Source organism: Bifidobacterium sp. M3-N-101 (assembly GCF_023656805.1).
GTDB classification, from domain to species: Bacteria; Actinomycetota; Actinomycetes; order Actinomycetales; family Bifidobacteriaceae; genus Bifidobacterium; species Bifidobacterium breve.
Genome location: NZ_JAMOKQ010000002.1, coordinates 18,056 through 32,761, shown reverse-complemented (window position 1 = coordinate 32,761; position 14,706 = coordinate 18,056). Strand labels below are relative to the sequence as shown.

Below are 14,706 nucleotides of genomic sequence, written 5' to 3'. Positions count from 1 at the left end.
TAAGAAAATGGTGGGCGCGGGGTATCGGTGGTGCATTGCGGCTTAAAAAACGGGCGGCTACCAGCGAGGCCGCGCCCGAACCGGCGGCGAAGAGGCCACGACTGGCGTGGTTGGTTCGCCATCGCGTAGGCCAAGGCTCGCAAGCCTCGCGCGCCTCGCCTTCTGCCTTGAGTCTATGCCTGCCTGGGTGATGCCGCTCCTGTACCACTGGCGCATGCTGGCCAGCTCACGCCGTCCGGCCTTCAGTTCCTCCAGCCGCTCCACCACCACGGGCTTGCCCGGATCACACACGTGTATGTCGTAGTCCAACGCCAGCCATTCGTCCAATAGGCGCGGGCTTCGCTGTGTGCCGGGCATGACCTTGACCAGCCACAGGCTCACGGGTTTGGCCAGCGTGACCGCGTTGCGATAGGCTCCCTGCCATGCCCCGGCCACGAGGTCACGTACCGCGTCGGGCACGGGCGTATCGTCCGGCATGCCCGGCATGAGCGCGTCCGCCAACCGGTCGTAATCCACGATGATGTCGCCCGGCTGCATGTGCTCCAACACCCACGTGGTCTTGCCCGCGCATGGCGGACCGATGACCGCGTGGATCACGCTAGGCCAACCGGATAGTATGCGTTCACGACGCAAGCCGTTGCAATGCCTGCACGCACGCCGCAGATTCTTGACGATAGTGGGACCGCCGAACACGTGGGGCACGATATGGTCGGACGTGTCGCCCACCTTCGTGCATCCCGGCATGTCCAGCCAACAGTCGTTGCCGTACCGTGCCACCACTTCCGCGCTTATCGCGGGCGGCACCCTCAAACGATGGTCAACGCGCGGCATGATCCGCCCTGAACCTTTCCAAGCCTCCCAGCGGATACCTGCACGTGCGGTCTGAATACCGAACATACGCGGGACCGATGTTGCGGCTTCGCCACCTGCGCATCGTGCGGGTGCTCACTCCCAAGTATTCCGCCGCCTGAGCCGTGGTCAGATACTTGCCCGCCATCAACGAGTCCACGCCTTCAACGACTGGATCAGGTCGGCGCGGTCGAACACCTGACGGCCACCCACACGCTTCGGCTTCGACACGATGCCCTCGCTCACCAACTGCTGCATGGCATGGTCGCCGTCCGGGTCGGTGTCACGGCTGATGCAATCCAAGTGGAGAATCCTGATGGCGATGGAACGATCCACGGTATCCGCTCCGGTGGTGTCGTACTCAAGCTTGGGTAGATTCCATTTCACCGCCTTCTTCATGTCCTTCGCCCTGATGGCCTTGCTGGTCACATGCTCTCGACGGTACTTCTTCTTCACCTTTCTGCGCTTCTGCTCGCTGGTAGGAATGTAATCAACCGCATAGCCCATGATGTTGCCCCCAATCTCGTTTGTGGATAAGTCTCTGAATGAATCGTTTGTAGATTTCGGATGGTGGAAGGTTAGAGCGGGGAACCCTAAGCGGAAAAACAAGAATCCGAAGATTCCTGAATTTCCGAAGGGTTCCCACATGCAAAGCATTTCGGCATGGAGCCAAGGCCGTCGCATATGGTCAGCGGCACAATGCCGCGACGAAGGTCTGAACGCGCAACACTGGCCTTGGCCAGCCGATGGTGCCGCTTTCGTCCCTGGGAACACGCCACGCGCTCATAGCTAGACCCGCACGCCTCCCCGCTAGGGACGCTTCAACCACCACGCCACACGTGGTGTGTTTGTAACGCGCTGGGCAAGGCGCGGCCGGGTGCTTCATCCCGCCTCGCACGCAACCGACGGTCGGCGTGGTCAAAGGCATATTCGGTTATCGACGGCGCAAGCCGTCACAGATCGCCGCCGCGTCTTCGCCGCACCGCATCGTCACGAGCCAACGAATCAGTCACGCACGAGCGCAACTGCTCCAACTGCGGGCGGGTCAGCACCACCGCCGCGCGAACATCACCGGAGTCGAACGACACACAGAAGATACCCGGATAGGCCTCGTAATTATCCACGCAGACCCTAGTAGCCGTACCCATACCGACTCCTCTCGTCATCGTCGTCCCACAGCCACCGCCAGAACGCGCACAAACCAACCGCCAGCAACACCACCGGCAACACAGCCAGAACGCACAGGCCACGCAGCACGGTCCTACAGATGGCGCGCATGCTTCGCCTCGATCACGCACAGTGCGTACAAAGCGATGTCGGCGGCAACCAGCCACCACAGGCCGGTCAACGCCGACAACAGGCCTATGGCCACGGCGGCGATCTTGCAGCCTCCTATAATCGCCAAACGCTTCATCCCACTACCTCGCCTTCGTCGGTTATCGCCATTTGCACTTCGTCGGGTATGGACTTGATGCAGCACACCAGCCCATAGCCGTCATATTCCGGTATCTTGCCGGTGGTCAGCACTATTGCGGGTTGGTCTTCATCGTCGGTGAAGCACCTCACGGTGCCGCACGTCCACTTGACGCCGCCCTTCTGGGTCACCAGCCGCAACACCACCAGATCACCCGGCGCAACCGTGTCTGGTTCCGTGGTGATTTCGAAACGAACGCCCATATCACTTCCTCCGATCTGCCATCGACGGCGGCACACCCATTGCCTCGCGGGCCAAGTCCTCCGCATAACCCGCCACCGACAACGCTTCGTCGGCCTTCCACTTGGCGTCGCCGGCGAGAGATTCAGCGTGCAAAGCGACGCCCAGCGCCACAATTGAAACAATCAAAGAAACAAACCCAAGCAACATCACGCCACCTCCAACGGCACGGATAGATTGATGGACATGAACGAAATTCTTGAATGGCTGTCCGCAGATTGGTGGAATGGCCTCGGAGTGATCCTGGCAATCGTCGGCGTTCCTAGCCTGTTCGCCGGCATTCGGTATGTCGTGCGTAAAGTCCGCCACACAGACGACGAAGAGACCAAACCGATATCCAACGAGCAGATAGACGCCATGTTCCCCACAACAACGTCGGCGACTCTCAAGCCTCCCATGCCGCCAAAATTCAGAATTGATATCAACGAAAGCGGGGCGAGTTTCGTCCTTACCAACATCGGAGGCCCTGCGCGTAACATCTCCGTGTTCGCCGAAGCGGTCGAAGGAACCTACACGAACACATGGAACAACCATCTTGGAAGAACCGACAGCAAACCATGGGCGCTGTCCGACATTCATTTCTTCAACATTGAACTGCCGAAACTGCGCGAGGAGCGACAGCAAGGCGGCACCACATTCTTTGACGGACACGTGGAGGACGGGGACGGCAAAGCCCATTACCCCATCAAATTCACCATCGTCTGGGACGGATGCCCTGAACCCGTGGAGATCATTAAAACCATCAACTAACATCCGGGGCCTCCGTAATCCGGCCCGACAGCGCTTCGCCAAGCTCGTCGCGCAACGCTCCGGCCTCGGAACGATCCAGAGGAACAACGAGGTTCCCCACAGAACCGGCACGAGAGAACTCGACGAAGAACACATCAGGGCAATGCGCCAGACGGCTCACATGCACCGACACACGTTCCACGCCAGCCATCACGCGACCTCCAGCGGTTCGCGGCCCAACAGCACGTCGGTAGACACACCGAAGTAGTCCGCAATGCGAGACACGTCACGGAGCGTGAAGTTCGCTCGGCCATGCAACTTCGCATTGAGCAACTGGAAGGATATGCCTATCGAATCGGCCAAGGCTCTCTGTGTCACATGATGTGTCTTCATCATCTCCCTAAGCCTTTCGCTTATATCGCATGACGATTGGAGTAAAACCATACGATAGTCATATCGTATAAATCGTTGCGATGTCAATTCGACACGCATAAATTAGTAAAACCACGTTGTATTATTGAAGTATGACAGCAGTAATGAGCCAACCGGTATCGGCGGCAAAAGCACAAGATATTGTTGCTATGAACGTTAACCTGATGATCAATGCGCGGCACTTGCAGAAGAAAGACCTAGCAAAGGCTCTGGGCATTGCTCCGCAGACCATTTCCAAGAAGCTGCGCAGCGAGATAACTTGGACGATCAACGAAACCCAGGCCGCGGCCGACTTCCTGCATACGGATGTCGCTACTTTGCTGAATCCGAATTTGACCACGTCGGAGCTTTTTGGGATAAACAAAACCGCCGCCCCGGATGATTCCGAGAACGGCGGTCAATTGGTAGCGGGGCATGGATTTGAACCATGGACCTCTGGGTTATGAGCCCAGCGAGCTACCGAGCTGCTCCACCCCGCGTCGGCTTGTCTTTTAGACAGCTCTATCTACAATAGGGGCAAATTTCAGGAAGTCAACTCGGCGTGTTGTGCTGAATCATGGCTGTGAGCACGTTCTCCTCCAGCCGACCGGCACCGACGGTCCGCTCGGGTGCCGGCAAGAAAAACGGTGATAGCGCGCTATAAATGGCCGTTATAGGAATGCCGGGGAGCGATATCCAAGAAATTGACATAATAGAGGGCATGCCTATCAAGATCCCCAGTGGCCTTCCGGCCAGAGACATTCTCGACTCGGAGCGCATCTTTGCGCTCGAGAAGCCCGAGGCGGAGCGTCAGCGCGTCCGCCCGCTCAGACTGGTGATTCTGAACCTCATGCCCAAGAAGATCGAAACCGAGACGCAATTGCTGCGTCTGATCTCCAAATCGCCGTTGCAGGTCGAGATCGACTTCATGAAGACCTCCACGCATGAGGCCACGCATGTCTCCGCCGACCATCTGGTCAAGTTCTACGAGAATCTCGACGCCTTCCGCGACAACTACTACGACGGCTTCGTGGTGACCGGTGCTCCCGTGGAGCATATGCCATTCGAGGACGTGGACTATTGGGACGAGTTCAAGACGATTCTTGACTGGGCGTCCACGCACGTGTTCTCCACCATGTATCTGTGCTGGGGTGCCATGGGCGCGCTGTACGAGCGTTACGGCATCCATAAGGTGGATTACGCCGAAAAGATCTTCGGCGTATTCCCCCAGTATTTGCAGGATGAGTACTGCTTCCTGACCAACGGTTTTGACGAAATTGCACTGCAGCCGCACTCGCGTCTGGCCGGCGTGAATGAGGATGAGGTGCGTGCCAACCGCAATCTGCAGATTCTGACATGGGGTCCGCAGTCGGGGCCAGGGCTCATCGCCACGCGCGACTTCTCCGAGGTGTTTGCGCTCGGCCACTGGGAATACGGCAAATACACGCTTGCCGAAGAATATGAGCGCGATATGGCCAAGGGGCTGACCAATGTGCCGTTCCCGCAGAACTATTTCCCGCATGATGATCCGAAACTGGAGCCGCTGTTCGCCTGGCGGGCACATGCGAACCTGCTGTGGCGCAACTGGTTGAACTGGGTGTACCAGACCACGCCGTATGACCTGACCGAGGTTCCGGGGCTGCGTGCCGAAAAGAAGCTCGGCACCGATCGCTCGATTCGCCATGAGCCCGGCGGTCCGCGCGAGGATGATTTCAAGCCGTTCCTCAACGACGGCTACGGCGTTATTGAGGGCTGATCGTTCGCACAGTGGACTGTAATTTGTTCACGATACGGACGATTGAATGAACATAATCCTACACATCGGCGAGATGCGACTAATAGCAAACAACACTCGCGAAGTGCCGGGAAAAGCCTTACGGCAGTAGGGATGAGAAAAGACGCGCCGAGGTGGGCTTGACTTTGTCTAGACACAGGCAAATAATCACTCTTCAGTCATTCGGAGTCGAATGCCCAGCGCTGACTCCGTGTCCACGCTCGGCAGACTCCGCATCGAGACGACGAAAGTAACGAGTCCGTCACATTCGCCCGCCCGGTGGGTTTAAACTGACACCTGACATTGAAGAAGCAGGAGGCGTGAATATGGTCGGTTCGTTCGGCGCAGGATTGCTGTTGGCGAACGAGGGCGCTCATCTGCCCTCAGTCAACGACTTCCTACCCCCGGAGATCCTGTTCCAGGGCACTCCGTTTGCCATCAACCGTATTATCCTGATCCGCATCGTGGCCACCGTCGTACTGTTGGTGGTGCTCGGTATTACCGCCAAGCATGCCAAGCTCATCCCCGGCCGTTGGCAGGGTGTGGTCGAGTACGGTCTTGACTTCGTGCGTGACAAGGTCGTTTATGACGTGATGGGTGAGGCTCGTGGCAAGCGCTACGTGCCGATGATTACCACCATCTTCTTCACGATCTTTGTCTTCAATCTGTGCGGCGTCATCCCTGGTATGAACATGGCTGCCACCGCCACGGTGGTCATGCCGTTGGTGTTCGCTCTGTGGACCCTGATTCAGTACTGGGTCACCGCAGCCCGCTCGCAGGGTCTCGGTCACTATCTGCGCCACGAGCTGTTCACGCCTGGTGTGCCGTGGCCGGTCTATTTCCTGCTGGCCCCGATCAACCTGCTTGAGTTGTTGATCATTCGCCCGGCTTCCCTGACTATCCGTCTGTTCGCCAACATGGTGTCTGGCCACCTTATGGTCGCCACTTGCTTGGCCTTCGCGCAGTACTGGATGGTTGACGCGGCCAACAAGCTGCAGGGCATCCCGGTGGGTGCGCTGTGGTTCGCCGGTGGCTTCGCCATGACATGCTTCGAGGCGTTCGTCGCCTTCCTGCAAGCCTATGTCTTCGCGATTCTTTCCACCGTGTACATCAACCTGAGCTTCCCGGAGGAGTGAGGCGCTGTCTCGACTTCGGAACCCGGTCTCGCCTAATATGGCGGGATCGAAAATCAAAAATTTATAACGTCGCCAAGTACGTTAGAAAGGAAACACAATGGATATCATCACCCTCGCAGAGGTCGCCGGCAACCTGTCCGTCATCGGTTACGGTATCGGTACTCTTGGCCCTGGCATCGGTCTGGGCATCCTCTTCGGCAAGGCCATGGAATCCACCGCTCGTCAGCCTGAGATGTCCGGCAAGATTCAGACCATCATGTTCATCGGCCTGGCTCTGGTCGAGGTGCTGGCACTGATCGGCTTCGTCGCTGCCCTGATCATCTGATCACCGCTGATCAACAGACGAAAACCGATTATGTCCATCACTGAAAGGAGGGCTTGATGGCACAAGCAGCAAGCGGGATTGACCTGTTCATTCCCGAGGTCTATGACATCGTATGGTCGCTGATCATCCTCGTCATCGTCGCTGTGTTCTTCTACAAGTTCTTCATGCCGAAGTTCAATGCGATCTTCGACGAGCGCGCCGCCAAGATTGAAGGCAACATCGCCAAGGCGGAGCAGGCTAAGAAGGATGCGGACGAAGCCAAGGCCAAGTATGAGGCCCAGCTGAGCACCGCCCGTGTGGACGCCGCCAAGATTCGCGACGACGCCCGTGCCGAGGCGTCCCACATCATCTCCGACGCCCGTTCTCGTGCCGAGTCCGATGCGGCTCAAATCACCGCTTCCGCGCAGCGCTCGATCGAATCCCAGCAGCAGCAGGCCATCGTCTCGCTCAAGGGCGAGGTCGGTGCTCTTGCCACCGCGCTTGCCGGCAAGATCCTAGGTGCCAAGCTGGAAGACAACGACGTGCAGTCCTCGATGATCGATTCGATGATCGACGATTTGGACGCCAAGAAGTGACTGTGACCATTCGTAACCAGAAAGGGAGGTGACCATGCGAGGAGAGGCATCTCGTATTGCAGACCGCGAGTCGCGTGATTCGCTGGCCCCGAAACTGCGCGACACCCATGAGGACGCGTGGCGGATCGGCAACGAACTGTTCACGATTACCAGCGCGCTGGACAACAACATTCAGCTGGAGCGTGCACTGACCGACCCATCCCGCCCGACTGCCGATAAGGTGGCCGTGTTCAAGGAGATGGTCGGCGATCAGGTGCACCCGATGACCACAGAGATCATGACTGATCTGGTCTCCCGCCGTTGGAGCCGTGCCAGGGATATCGCCAATGCAGTAGAGGACTTCGGTGTGGACGCCATGATGTACTACGCCGACGCCACTGACTCCACGTTGCACGTATCCATCGAGCTGTCCCGACTGCATTCCTCTTTGCTGAATTTGCCGGTTGTGCGCTCGAAGCTTTACGACGACCAAGCCCCCAGCGAGGTTCGTGTCAAGCTGTTCCGTGAGCTGTTCGGAGATAAGAATCTGAACAAGGTCACGATGAGGCTTGCCGAGCACGCCACCTGCAACCTGCGTCGCCGCCGCTATCTGGAAACCATCCAGTGGCTGATCAAAAAGTTCTCCCGCCATATGGGCCAGTCGATGATCACCGTGACCACCGCAGCCCCGCTGAAGGAAGAGCAGATCAAGCGACTGATCGATGTCTACTCCGCCAAGGTGGGACGTCAGGTGCACATCAACTCGGTGGTCGATCCGACCGTACTGGGCGGCATGCGCATTCAGGTGGGCGACGAAGTCACGGACAACACCGTGGTCGCACAGCTGCAGAACCTGCACCGCAGGGTACAGACGGAAGCAAGCCCGGTCTGAGAGCCGAGCCCATCCGCCCAACACAAGCAAAAGACTTGACTGAACAATAACCAATAGAAGGAGTGATCATGGCAGAACTGACCATCGATCCCGCCTCGATTCGCAAGGCCCTCGACGACTTCGTTGCGTCGTACAAGCCGAGCGACACCCCCACCCAGGAAGTGGGCTATGTCGCCACGGCCGGTGATGGCATTGCGCACGTGACGGGATTGCCTGGTTGCATGGCCAATGAGCTGCTGACGTTCGAAGACGGCACGCTCGGCCTGGCGTTCAACCTTGACGCCCGTGAGATCGGCGTGGTTATCCTCGGCGATTTCGCTGGAATCGAGGAAGGCCAGGAAGTGCGCCGTACCGGCGAAGTGCTCTCCGTGCCTGTCGGCGACGGCTACCTCGGTCGCGTCGTGGATCCGCTGGGCAACCCGATTGATGGCCTGGGCGAGATCCAGGGTATCGAAGGCCGCCGTATCCTCGAGGCGCAGGCACCCGACGTGATGCACCGCCACCCGGTCGACGAGCCGCTGTCCACTGGTCTGAAGGCCATCGATGCAATGACCCCAGTCGGTCGCGGCCAGCGCCAGCTCATCATCGGAGACCGCCAGACCGGTAAGACCGCCATCGCGATCGATACCATCATCAACCAGAAGGCCAACTGGGAATCCGGCGACCCGAAGAAGCAGGTCCGCTGCATCTACGTGGCCATCGGCCAGAAGGGCTCCACCATCGCCTCGGTGAAGCAGAGCCTGGAAGACGCCGGCGCCATGGAGTACACCACCATCGTGGCCTCCCCGGCAGCTGATTCCGCTGGCTTCAAGTACATTGCCCCGTACACCGGCTCGGCCATCGGCCAGCACTGGATGTACAACGGCAAGCACGTGCTCATCGTCTTCGACGATCTGTCCAAGCAGGCAGAGGCCTATCGTTCGATTTCCCTGCTGCTGCGTCGTCCGCCGGGGCGTGAGGCCTACCCGGGCGATGTGTTCTACCTGCACTCTCGTCTGCTCGAACGTTGCGCCAAGGTCTCCGATGACCTGGGCGGCGGTTCGATGACGGGTCTGCCGATCGTCGAGACCAAGGCGAACGATGTGTCCGCCTACATCCCGACCAACGTGATCTCCATTACCGATGGCCAGATCTTCCTGCAGTCCGATCTGTTCAACGCCAACCAGCGCCCCGCCGTGGACGTCGGTATCTCGGTCTCTCGAGTCGGTGGCGCCGCACAGACCAAGGCTCTGAAGAAGGTCTCCGGTACCTTGAAGATCTCCTTGGCGCAGTACCGCTCGCTGGAATCCTTCGCCATGTTCGCCTCCGATCTGGATGCGGCATCCAAGGCCCAGCTGACCCGTGGTGCCCACTTGACCGAGCTGTTGAAGCAGCCGCAGTTCCACCCGTATTCCATGGAGCAGGAAGTCGTGTCTGTGTGGACCGGCACCCACGGCAAGCTCGATGACCTCGAGCTGTCCGACGTGCTTCCGTTCGAGCAGGGACTGCTGGACTACATCGACCACAACACCGACATCCTGAAGACCATCCGCGAGACCGAGGACTTCACCGCCGATACCGAGGCTGCCCTCGATAAGGCCGTGGACGAATTCCGTTCGACCTTCGTTTCCTCCAACGGCAAGCCGCTGGTCGAGAAGAAGCCGGACGTTGCCAAGGCAGCGCCGGTCGATCAGGAAAAGATCGTGGCGGGAGAGAAGTAAGCCATGGGCTCGCAACTCGCATTGAAATCACGCATCCACTCCACTGAGTCGTTGGCCAAGATCTTCAACGCTCAGGAGATGATCGCGTCTTCGCATATCGCCAAGGCCCGTGATGTGGCCCTGAACGCGAAGCCGTACACTGATGCGATTTTCGATGCCGTGCAAGCGTTGGTGGCACACACCCATATCACGCATCCGATCGCAGTGAAGGACGAGAACAACCCTCGCGTGGCTGTTCTCGCCCTCACCTCGGATCGTGGCATGGCCGGCCCGTACACCTCTTCGATTATCCGTGAAACGGAATCGCTGCTCGCCCGCCTTGATGCGGCCGGCAAGCAGCCGGAGCTGTTCGTGTACGGACGTCGCGGTTCGACGTACTACAAGTACCGCAACCGTGACATCGCGGCCACATGGGAAGGCGACACCGACCAGCCCGGCGTGGAAATTGCTGAAACCATCTCCAGCACGTTGATGGATGCCTACATGAAGCCGGCGGAGCAGGGTGGAGTTTCCGAACTCTACATCGTCTACACCGAGTTCATCAACATGGTGGTGCAGAAGGTGCGCGTGCTGCGCATGCTGCCCGTCGAGATCGTGGAGAACGAGGCCAAGGTCCCCGCTCCTGATGAAGAGGCTCCGGCTGTGGCGGACGTGGCTCCGCTGTACACCTTCGAGCCGAGCATCGAGGAAGTGTTGGATGCCATTCTGCCGAAGTACATCCAGTCCCGTATCCACGAATGCCTGCTGACAGCTGCCGCATCGGAGACCGCAAGCAGGCAGAACGCCATGCACACGGCTACCGACAACGCTCATAACCTGATCGATGACCTTACCCGCAAGCTCAACGCCTCGCGTCAGGCCTCGATCACCCAGGAACTTACCGAAATCATCGGCAGCGCCGACGCGCTGAACAAAGAGGAAGAGTAGGAACGCATATGGCTGACAACCAGACCACAGCGGCCGAGCCTACCGACGGTCGCGTCACCCGCGTCCAGGGCTCGGTTATCGACGTTGAATTCCCGGTGGGTCATCTGCCCGACATCTACAACGCCCTGAAAGTAAAGATCGTCAACACCGGCGCCAAGGAAGAGGGCGAGGCAAAGGTCACTGAAATCACCCTTGAGGTCGAACAGCACCTCGGTGATTCCACGGTTCGTTGCGTCGCCCTGAAGCCTACCGACGGCCTGGTCCGTGGCACTTTGGTCTCCGACACCGGAGCCCCGATTTCCGTGCCGGTCGGCGATGTGACCAAGGGCCACGTCTTCGACGTGTCCGGCAACATCCTCAACAAGAAGCCGGATGAGACCATCACCGTCACCGAGCGTTGGCCTATCCACCGCAACCCGCCGGCCTTCGATCAGCTGGAGTCCAAGACCCAGATGTTCGAGACGGGCATCAAGGTCATTGACCTGCTGACCCCGTACGTGCAGGGTGGCAAGATCGGTCTGTTCGGTGGTGCAGGTGTGGGCAAGACCGTGCTGATTCAGGAAATGATTCAGCGCGTGGCCCAGAACCACGGCGGTGTGTCCGTGTTCGCCGGCGTTGGTGAGCGTACCCGTGAGGGTAACGATCTGATCGGCGAGATGGGCGAGGCCGGCGTGCTCGAGAAGACCGCACTGGTCTTCGGCCAGATGGATGAGCAGCCGGGTACCCGTCTGCGCGTGCCGCTGACCGCACTGACCATGGCTGAGTACTTCCGTGACGTGCAGAACCAGGACGTGCTGCTGTTCATCGACAACATCTTCCGTTTCACCCAGGCTGGTTCTGAGGTGTCCACCCTGTTGGGTCGTATGCCTTCCGCCGTGGGATACCAGCCGAACCTGGCCGATGAGATGGGCTCCCTGCAGGAGCGCATCACCTCGACCCGTGGCCACTCGATCACCTCGCTGCAAGCCATCTACGTGCCTGCCGATGATTACACTGACCCGGCTCCGGCCACGACCTTCGCCCACTTGGATGCAACCACCGAGCTTTCTCGTGACATTGCCTCCAAGGGTATCTACCCGGCAGTGGACCCGCTGAGCTCCACCTCGCGAATCCTTGATCCGCGTTACGTGGGCCAGGCTCACTACGAGTGCGCCAACCGCGTCAAGGCGATCCTGCAGCGTAACAAGGAGCTGCAGGACATCATCGCCCTGATCGGTATCGACGAGCTCGGCGAAGAGGACAAGACCACCGTGAACCGTGCTCGTAAGATCGAGCAGTTCCTCGGCCAGAACTTCTACGTGGCTGAGAAGTTCACCGGTCGTCCCGGCTCCTACGTGCCGGCCGACGAGACCATCGAAGCCTTCACCCGCATTTGCGACGGCGTGTACGACGACGTTCCGGAGCAGGCATTCTCCGGCATCGGTGGCATCGACGACCTCGAAGAGAAGTGGCACAACATGCAGAAGGAACTGGGTGCGTGATGGCCGCGGAAAAAACCACGATGAAGGTCAACATCGTCGCTGCCGACCACCCCGTGTGGCATGGCGACGCGGCGAGCGTGACCATTCCCGCCTCCGAAGGCGGCATGGGCATCCTGCCCGACCATGAGCCTGTGCTCACGGTGATCAAGCAGGGTACGCTCACCGTGGTTGAGCCCGATGGCGATCGCCACATGTTCGAGGTGACCGACGGATTCATCTCCTTCGACTCGAACAAACTCACTGTGGCGGTCGAGCGCGGCCACGACGTCCAGTACTCCGGCATTGCTGAGTGACATTCACTTCGCTGTGACCCTGTAAAGGGGCTCTCTGGTTTCCAGAGAGTCCCTTTTGCTATGTGTTGCGCTACAGTGGTGGCCTATGCGAATTATTGTTGCCGACTGTTCTGCGGAGTACTCCGGCCGTCTGAATGCCTCGTTGCCGCTGGCCAAGCGCGTGCTGCTGATTAAGGCCGATTCCAGTCTGTTGATTTTTTCTGAGCTGGGCTCCTATAAGCCGCTCAACTGGATGACCGCACCCTGCACGCTGAAGGACATTACGCCCGATGGTGCTGATGATGATGTGGATACGCCGGTGCCGGAAAAAGTGCTGCGTGTGAGCGCCGATAAGGGTTCGGACATTCTGGAAGTGACGTTGCAGCACATCTATTCCGATGAGACGTATGACTTGGGCGAAGATCCTGGCCTCATCAAGGACGGTGTGGAAGACCATTTGCAGCGATACTTGGCCGAGCAGATCGAACGTATCGGCAAGGGCGCTAAGTTGGTACGCCGTGAATATCCGACAGCCATCGGTCCAGTGGACATCATGGCCATCAACGCCGAGGGCGAGCATGTGGCTGTGGAAATCAAGCGTCACGGCGGCATCGACGGCGTCGAACAGTTGACCCGCTATTGCGAGCTGCTGAATCGCGACCCGCTATTGGCCCCGGTGCATGGCATCTTCGCTGCACAGACTATTACGCCGCAGGCCCAGGTGTTGGCCAAGGACCGCGGCTTCACCTGCCTCATCCTCGACTACGACGATATGAAGGGCACCGAGGACGATAGCCTCAGGCTGTTCTGAATGCAAAGTTGCCCCCGCTGGCGGGGCTGTCGCCGTGAGTCGACTGGGGATGGTCCCCAACGTAAACCACCCCCAGTCAGCTTTTGCTGACAGCCCCCGCCAGCGGAGGCAACGCTATTTGCTGAGTGTTTAATACGCGGCGAGAATATCCACTACGAATACCAGGGTGGAGTTCGCGGGGATCGAGCCTTGCTTCTTGTTGCCGTAAGCCTGATCCGGCGGAACCACCAGCAGCACCTGGGAGCCGACGGTCTGACCAATCAGACCCTTCTGCCAGCCTTCGATCACACCGTGCTGGCCGCCGGAATACATGTCAGCCTCAAGTGTGGTGTTCTTATCCCAAGAGGAGTCGAACTGGGTGCCATCGGTCAGCCAACCGGTGTACTTGACCACCACAGTGTTTTTGTCGGTCACTTCCTTGCCGGTGCCCTTGACCAGTGTCTGCGAAACCAACGAATCGACCGCACCTTGACCGTTCATGTCGATCGACGGCTTGCCGTTCTTGGCACGCGTCACCTTCGGCAGATTGGACGGCACGTCCTTGACCTCTTCGCCGGTGGCCTTCTTCAGATCCTTGGACTTGGAAACGAACGTCATCGCCAGAATGTAGGAGTAGCCGGAAGAATCCTCGGCGTTCACACCGAAACCGATAGTGGTGTTGAGCTTGGCGCCCTTGATCTGGTCGTAATAGGTCGAAGACAGGGTGGAGGAATCGACCAGGAGCGAGCAATCCGGCGTATTTTTGGTCCACGTATCCATCAGCTCGGTGCCGTCCTTGACATTCAGGGCGATACCCTGGGCGCAGACGCGGTCACCTTCTTCGATTGTGTCGCCGTCACCCTTCTGCAGCACCACGTAGGAGCCGTCGGACACGGTCATCGGGGCTTTGAAGGAGATGGTCGGCTTCTCGCCCAGCTTGCCCTTGGCGGTTACGCCGGCAATCTGATTCGCCGTCTTGGAAGAGGACGACTTCGAGGAGTCGCTCTTGGAATCGGACGAGTTCGAGCAGCCGGCCAGCGAGATGCACATGATCAGCGAGCAGGCAACGGCTATGGTTTTGGTCAGGGTAGACAAAGTACGCATGGCACACCACACTACCGGTAAACCCTGATTTTCAGCCTTTCTAGGTAA

At 58.9% G+C, this 14,706-nt stretch carries 23 protein-coding genes and 1 tRNA gene; 12 read left to right on the top strand and 12 right to left on the bottom strand.

The window, feature by feature from the left end; translation table 11 throughout:
- Positions 1-57: 57 nt before the first annotated feature.
- The 8 genes from NBH12_RS01585 to NBH12_RS01555 all read right to left on the bottom strand — a co-directional run bounded on the left by NBH12_RS01585 (position 58) and on the right by NBH12_RS01555 (position 2,716).
- Positions 58-831 (bottom strand): HNH endonuclease, encoded by a 774-nt coding sequence (locus NBH12_RS01585; RefSeq protein WP_118376274.1) that lies wholly within the window; start codon positions 829-831, stop codon positions 58-60.
- Positions 818-997, bottom strand: a complete 180-nt coding sequence (locus NBH12_RS10895; protein WP_025332033.1) for a helix-turn-helix transcriptional regulator — start codon at positions 995-997, stop codon at positions 818-820. The genes NBH12_RS01585 and NBH12_RS10895 overlap by 14 nt, the downstream gene beginning before the upstream one ends.
- Positions 997-1,356, bottom strand: a complete 360-nt coding sequence (locus tag NBH12_RS01580) for a hypothetical protein (RefSeq protein ID WP_021649490.1) — start codon at positions 1,354-1,356, stop codon at positions 997-999. Before NBH12_RS01580 ends, NBH12_RS10895 begins: the two co-directional genes overlap by 1 nt.
- A 446-nt stretch (positions 1,357-1,802) precedes the next feature.
- Positions 1,803-1,997 (bottom strand): hypothetical protein, encoded by a 195-nt coding sequence (locus tag NBH12_RS01575; protein ID WP_171842918.1) that lies wholly within the window; start codon positions 1,995-1,997, stop codon positions 1,803-1,805.
- Positions 1,981-2,127, bottom strand: a complete 147-nt coding sequence (locus NBH12_RS01570; protein ID WP_250819095.1) for a hypothetical protein — start codon at positions 2,125-2,127, stop codon at positions 1,981-1,983. The genes NBH12_RS01575 and NBH12_RS01570 overlap by 17 nt, the downstream gene beginning before the upstream one ends.
- Positions 2,111-2,263, bottom strand: a complete 153-nt coding sequence (locus NBH12_RS01565) for a hypothetical protein (RefSeq protein ID WP_250819094.1) — start codon at positions 2,261-2,263, stop codon at positions 2,111-2,113. Before NBH12_RS01565 ends, NBH12_RS01570 begins: the two co-directional genes overlap by 17 nt.
- The gene (locus tag NBH12_RS01560; RefSeq protein WP_193020174.1) at positions 2,260-2,526 is read right to left on the bottom strand and encodes a hypothetical protein; all 267 of its coding nucleotides are present in this window, start codon (positions 2,524-2,526) and stop codon (positions 2,260-2,262) included. The genes NBH12_RS01565 and NBH12_RS01560 overlap by 4 nt, the downstream gene beginning before the upstream one ends.
- 1 nt (position 2,527) lies before the next feature.
- Positions 2,528-2,716, bottom strand: a complete 189-nt coding sequence (locus tag NBH12_RS01555; RefSeq protein WP_250819093.1) for a hypothetical protein — start codon at positions 2,714-2,716, stop codon at positions 2,528-2,530.
- Positions 2,717-2,749: 33 nt separating this feature from the next.
- Between NBH12_RS01555 and NBH12_RS01550 the strand changes: the two genes are divergently transcribed.
- Entirely contained in the window at positions 2,750-3,313 is a 564-nt protein-coding gene (locus tag NBH12_RS01550) for a hypothetical protein (protein WP_250819092.1), read from the top strand.
- Here NBH12_RS01550 and NBH12_RS01545 read toward each other — a convergent pair.
- Both NBH12_RS01545 and NBH12_RS01540 read right to left on the bottom strand, forming a co-directional pair.
- The gene (locus NBH12_RS01545; protein ID WP_065456696.1) at positions 3,306-3,503 is read right to left on the bottom strand and encodes a hypothetical protein; all 198 of its coding nucleotides are present in this window, start codon (positions 3,501-3,503) and stop codon (positions 3,306-3,308) included. The genes NBH12_RS01550 and NBH12_RS01545 overlap by 8 nt on opposite strands.
- Complete coding sequence (locus tag NBH12_RS01540) at positions 3,503-3,736, bottom strand: helix-turn-helix domain-containing protein (protein ID WP_081292700.1); 234 nt, start codon at positions 3,734-3,736, stop codon at positions 3,503-3,505. Before NBH12_RS01540 ends, NBH12_RS01545 begins: the two co-directional genes overlap by 1 nt.
- 80 nt (positions 3,737-3,816) lie before the next feature.
- Between NBH12_RS01540 and NBH12_RS10890 the strand changes: the two genes are divergently transcribed.
- Positions 3,817-4,170, top strand: coding sequence for a helix-turn-helix domain-containing protein (locus tag NBH12_RS10890; protein WP_350448144.1), 354 nt, complete (start codon positions 3,817-3,819; stop codon positions 4,168-4,170).
- Here the strand turns inward: NBH12_RS10890 and NBH12_RS01535 are convergent.
- Positions 4,127-4,203 (bottom strand) — tRNA-Met (locus NBH12_RS01535). The two genes, NBH12_RS10890 and NBH12_RS01535, sit on opposite strands and share 44 nt — an antisense overlap.
- Before the next feature lie 221 nt (positions 4,204-4,424).
- Between NBH12_RS01535 and NBH12_RS01530 the strand changes: the two genes are divergently transcribed.
- From NBH12_RS01530 to nucS, 10 genes are all read left to right on the top strand, one after another.
- Positions 4,425-5,459, top strand: a complete 1,035-nt coding sequence (locus NBH12_RS01530) for a homoserine O-succinyltransferase (RefSeq protein WP_014483418.1) — start codon at positions 4,425-4,427, stop codon at positions 5,457-5,459.
- 344 nt (positions 5,460-5,803) lie between these two features.
- A complete protein-coding gene (gene atpB, locus NBH12_RS01525; RefSeq protein ID WP_003828177.1) occupies positions 5,804-6,613 on the top strand; it encodes a F0F1 ATP synthase subunit A in 810 nt (269 codons plus the stop codon).
- Between the two features lie 97 nt (positions 6,614-6,710).
- Complete coding sequence (gene atpE, locus NBH12_RS01520; protein WP_003831420.1) at positions 6,711-6,938, top strand: ATP synthase F0 subunit C; 228 nt, start codon at positions 6,711-6,713, stop codon at positions 6,936-6,938.
- A 56-nt stretch (positions 6,939-6,994) separates the two neighbouring features.
- Positions 6,995-7,513 carry a F0F1 ATP synthase subunit B gene (locus NBH12_RS01515; protein ID WP_015438379.1) on the top strand — a complete coding sequence of 173 codons (519 nt, stop codon included), beginning with the start codon at positions 6,995-6,997 and terminating at the stop codon, positions 7,511-7,513.
- A 34-nt stretch (positions 7,514-7,547) separates the two neighbouring features.
- Entirely contained in the window at positions 7,548-8,384 is an 837-nt protein-coding gene (locus tag NBH12_RS01510) for a F0F1 ATP synthase subunit delta (protein WP_025300999.1), read from the top strand.
- Between the two features lie 68 nt (positions 8,385-8,452).
- Positions 8,453-10,084 carry a F0F1 ATP synthase subunit alpha gene (atpA, locus tag NBH12_RS01505; protein ID WP_003828181.1) on the top strand — a complete coding sequence of 544 codons (1,632 nt, stop codon included), beginning with the start codon at positions 8,453-8,455 and terminating at the stop codon, positions 10,082-10,084.
- 3 nt (positions 10,085-10,087) lie between these two features.
- Positions 10,088-11,011, top strand: coding sequence for a F0F1 ATP synthase subunit gamma (locus tag NBH12_RS01500; protein ID WP_003828182.1), 924 nt, complete (start codon positions 10,088-10,090; stop codon positions 11,009-11,011).
- An 8-nt stretch (positions 11,012-11,019) separates the two neighbouring features.
- Positions 11,020-12,492, top strand: coding sequence for a F0F1 ATP synthase subunit beta (gene atpD, locus NBH12_RS01495; RefSeq protein WP_003828183.1), 1,473 nt, complete (start codon positions 11,020-11,022; stop codon positions 12,490-12,492).
- Entirely contained in the window at positions 12,492-12,785 is a 294-nt protein-coding gene (locus NBH12_RS01490) for a F0F1 ATP synthase subunit epsilon (RefSeq protein WP_003828184.1), read from the top strand. The genes atpD and NBH12_RS01490 overlap by 1 nt, the downstream gene beginning before the upstream one ends.
- An 85-nt stretch (positions 12,786-12,870) precedes the next feature.
- Positions 12,871-13,575 (top strand): endonuclease NucS, encoded by a 705-nt coding sequence (gene nucS / locus NBH12_RS01485; RefSeq protein ID WP_003828185.1) that lies wholly within the window; start codon positions 12,871-12,873, stop codon positions 13,573-13,575.
- A gap of 129 nt (positions 13,576-13,704) precedes the next feature.
- Here nucS and NBH12_RS01480 read toward each other — a convergent pair whose 3' ends face one another.
- Complete coding sequence (locus tag NBH12_RS01480) at positions 13,705-14,658, bottom strand: FKBP-type peptidyl-prolyl cis-trans isomerase (RefSeq protein WP_003828186.1); 954 nt, start codon at positions 14,656-14,658, stop codon at positions 13,705-13,707.
- Positions 14,659-14,706: the final 48 nt, after the last annotated feature.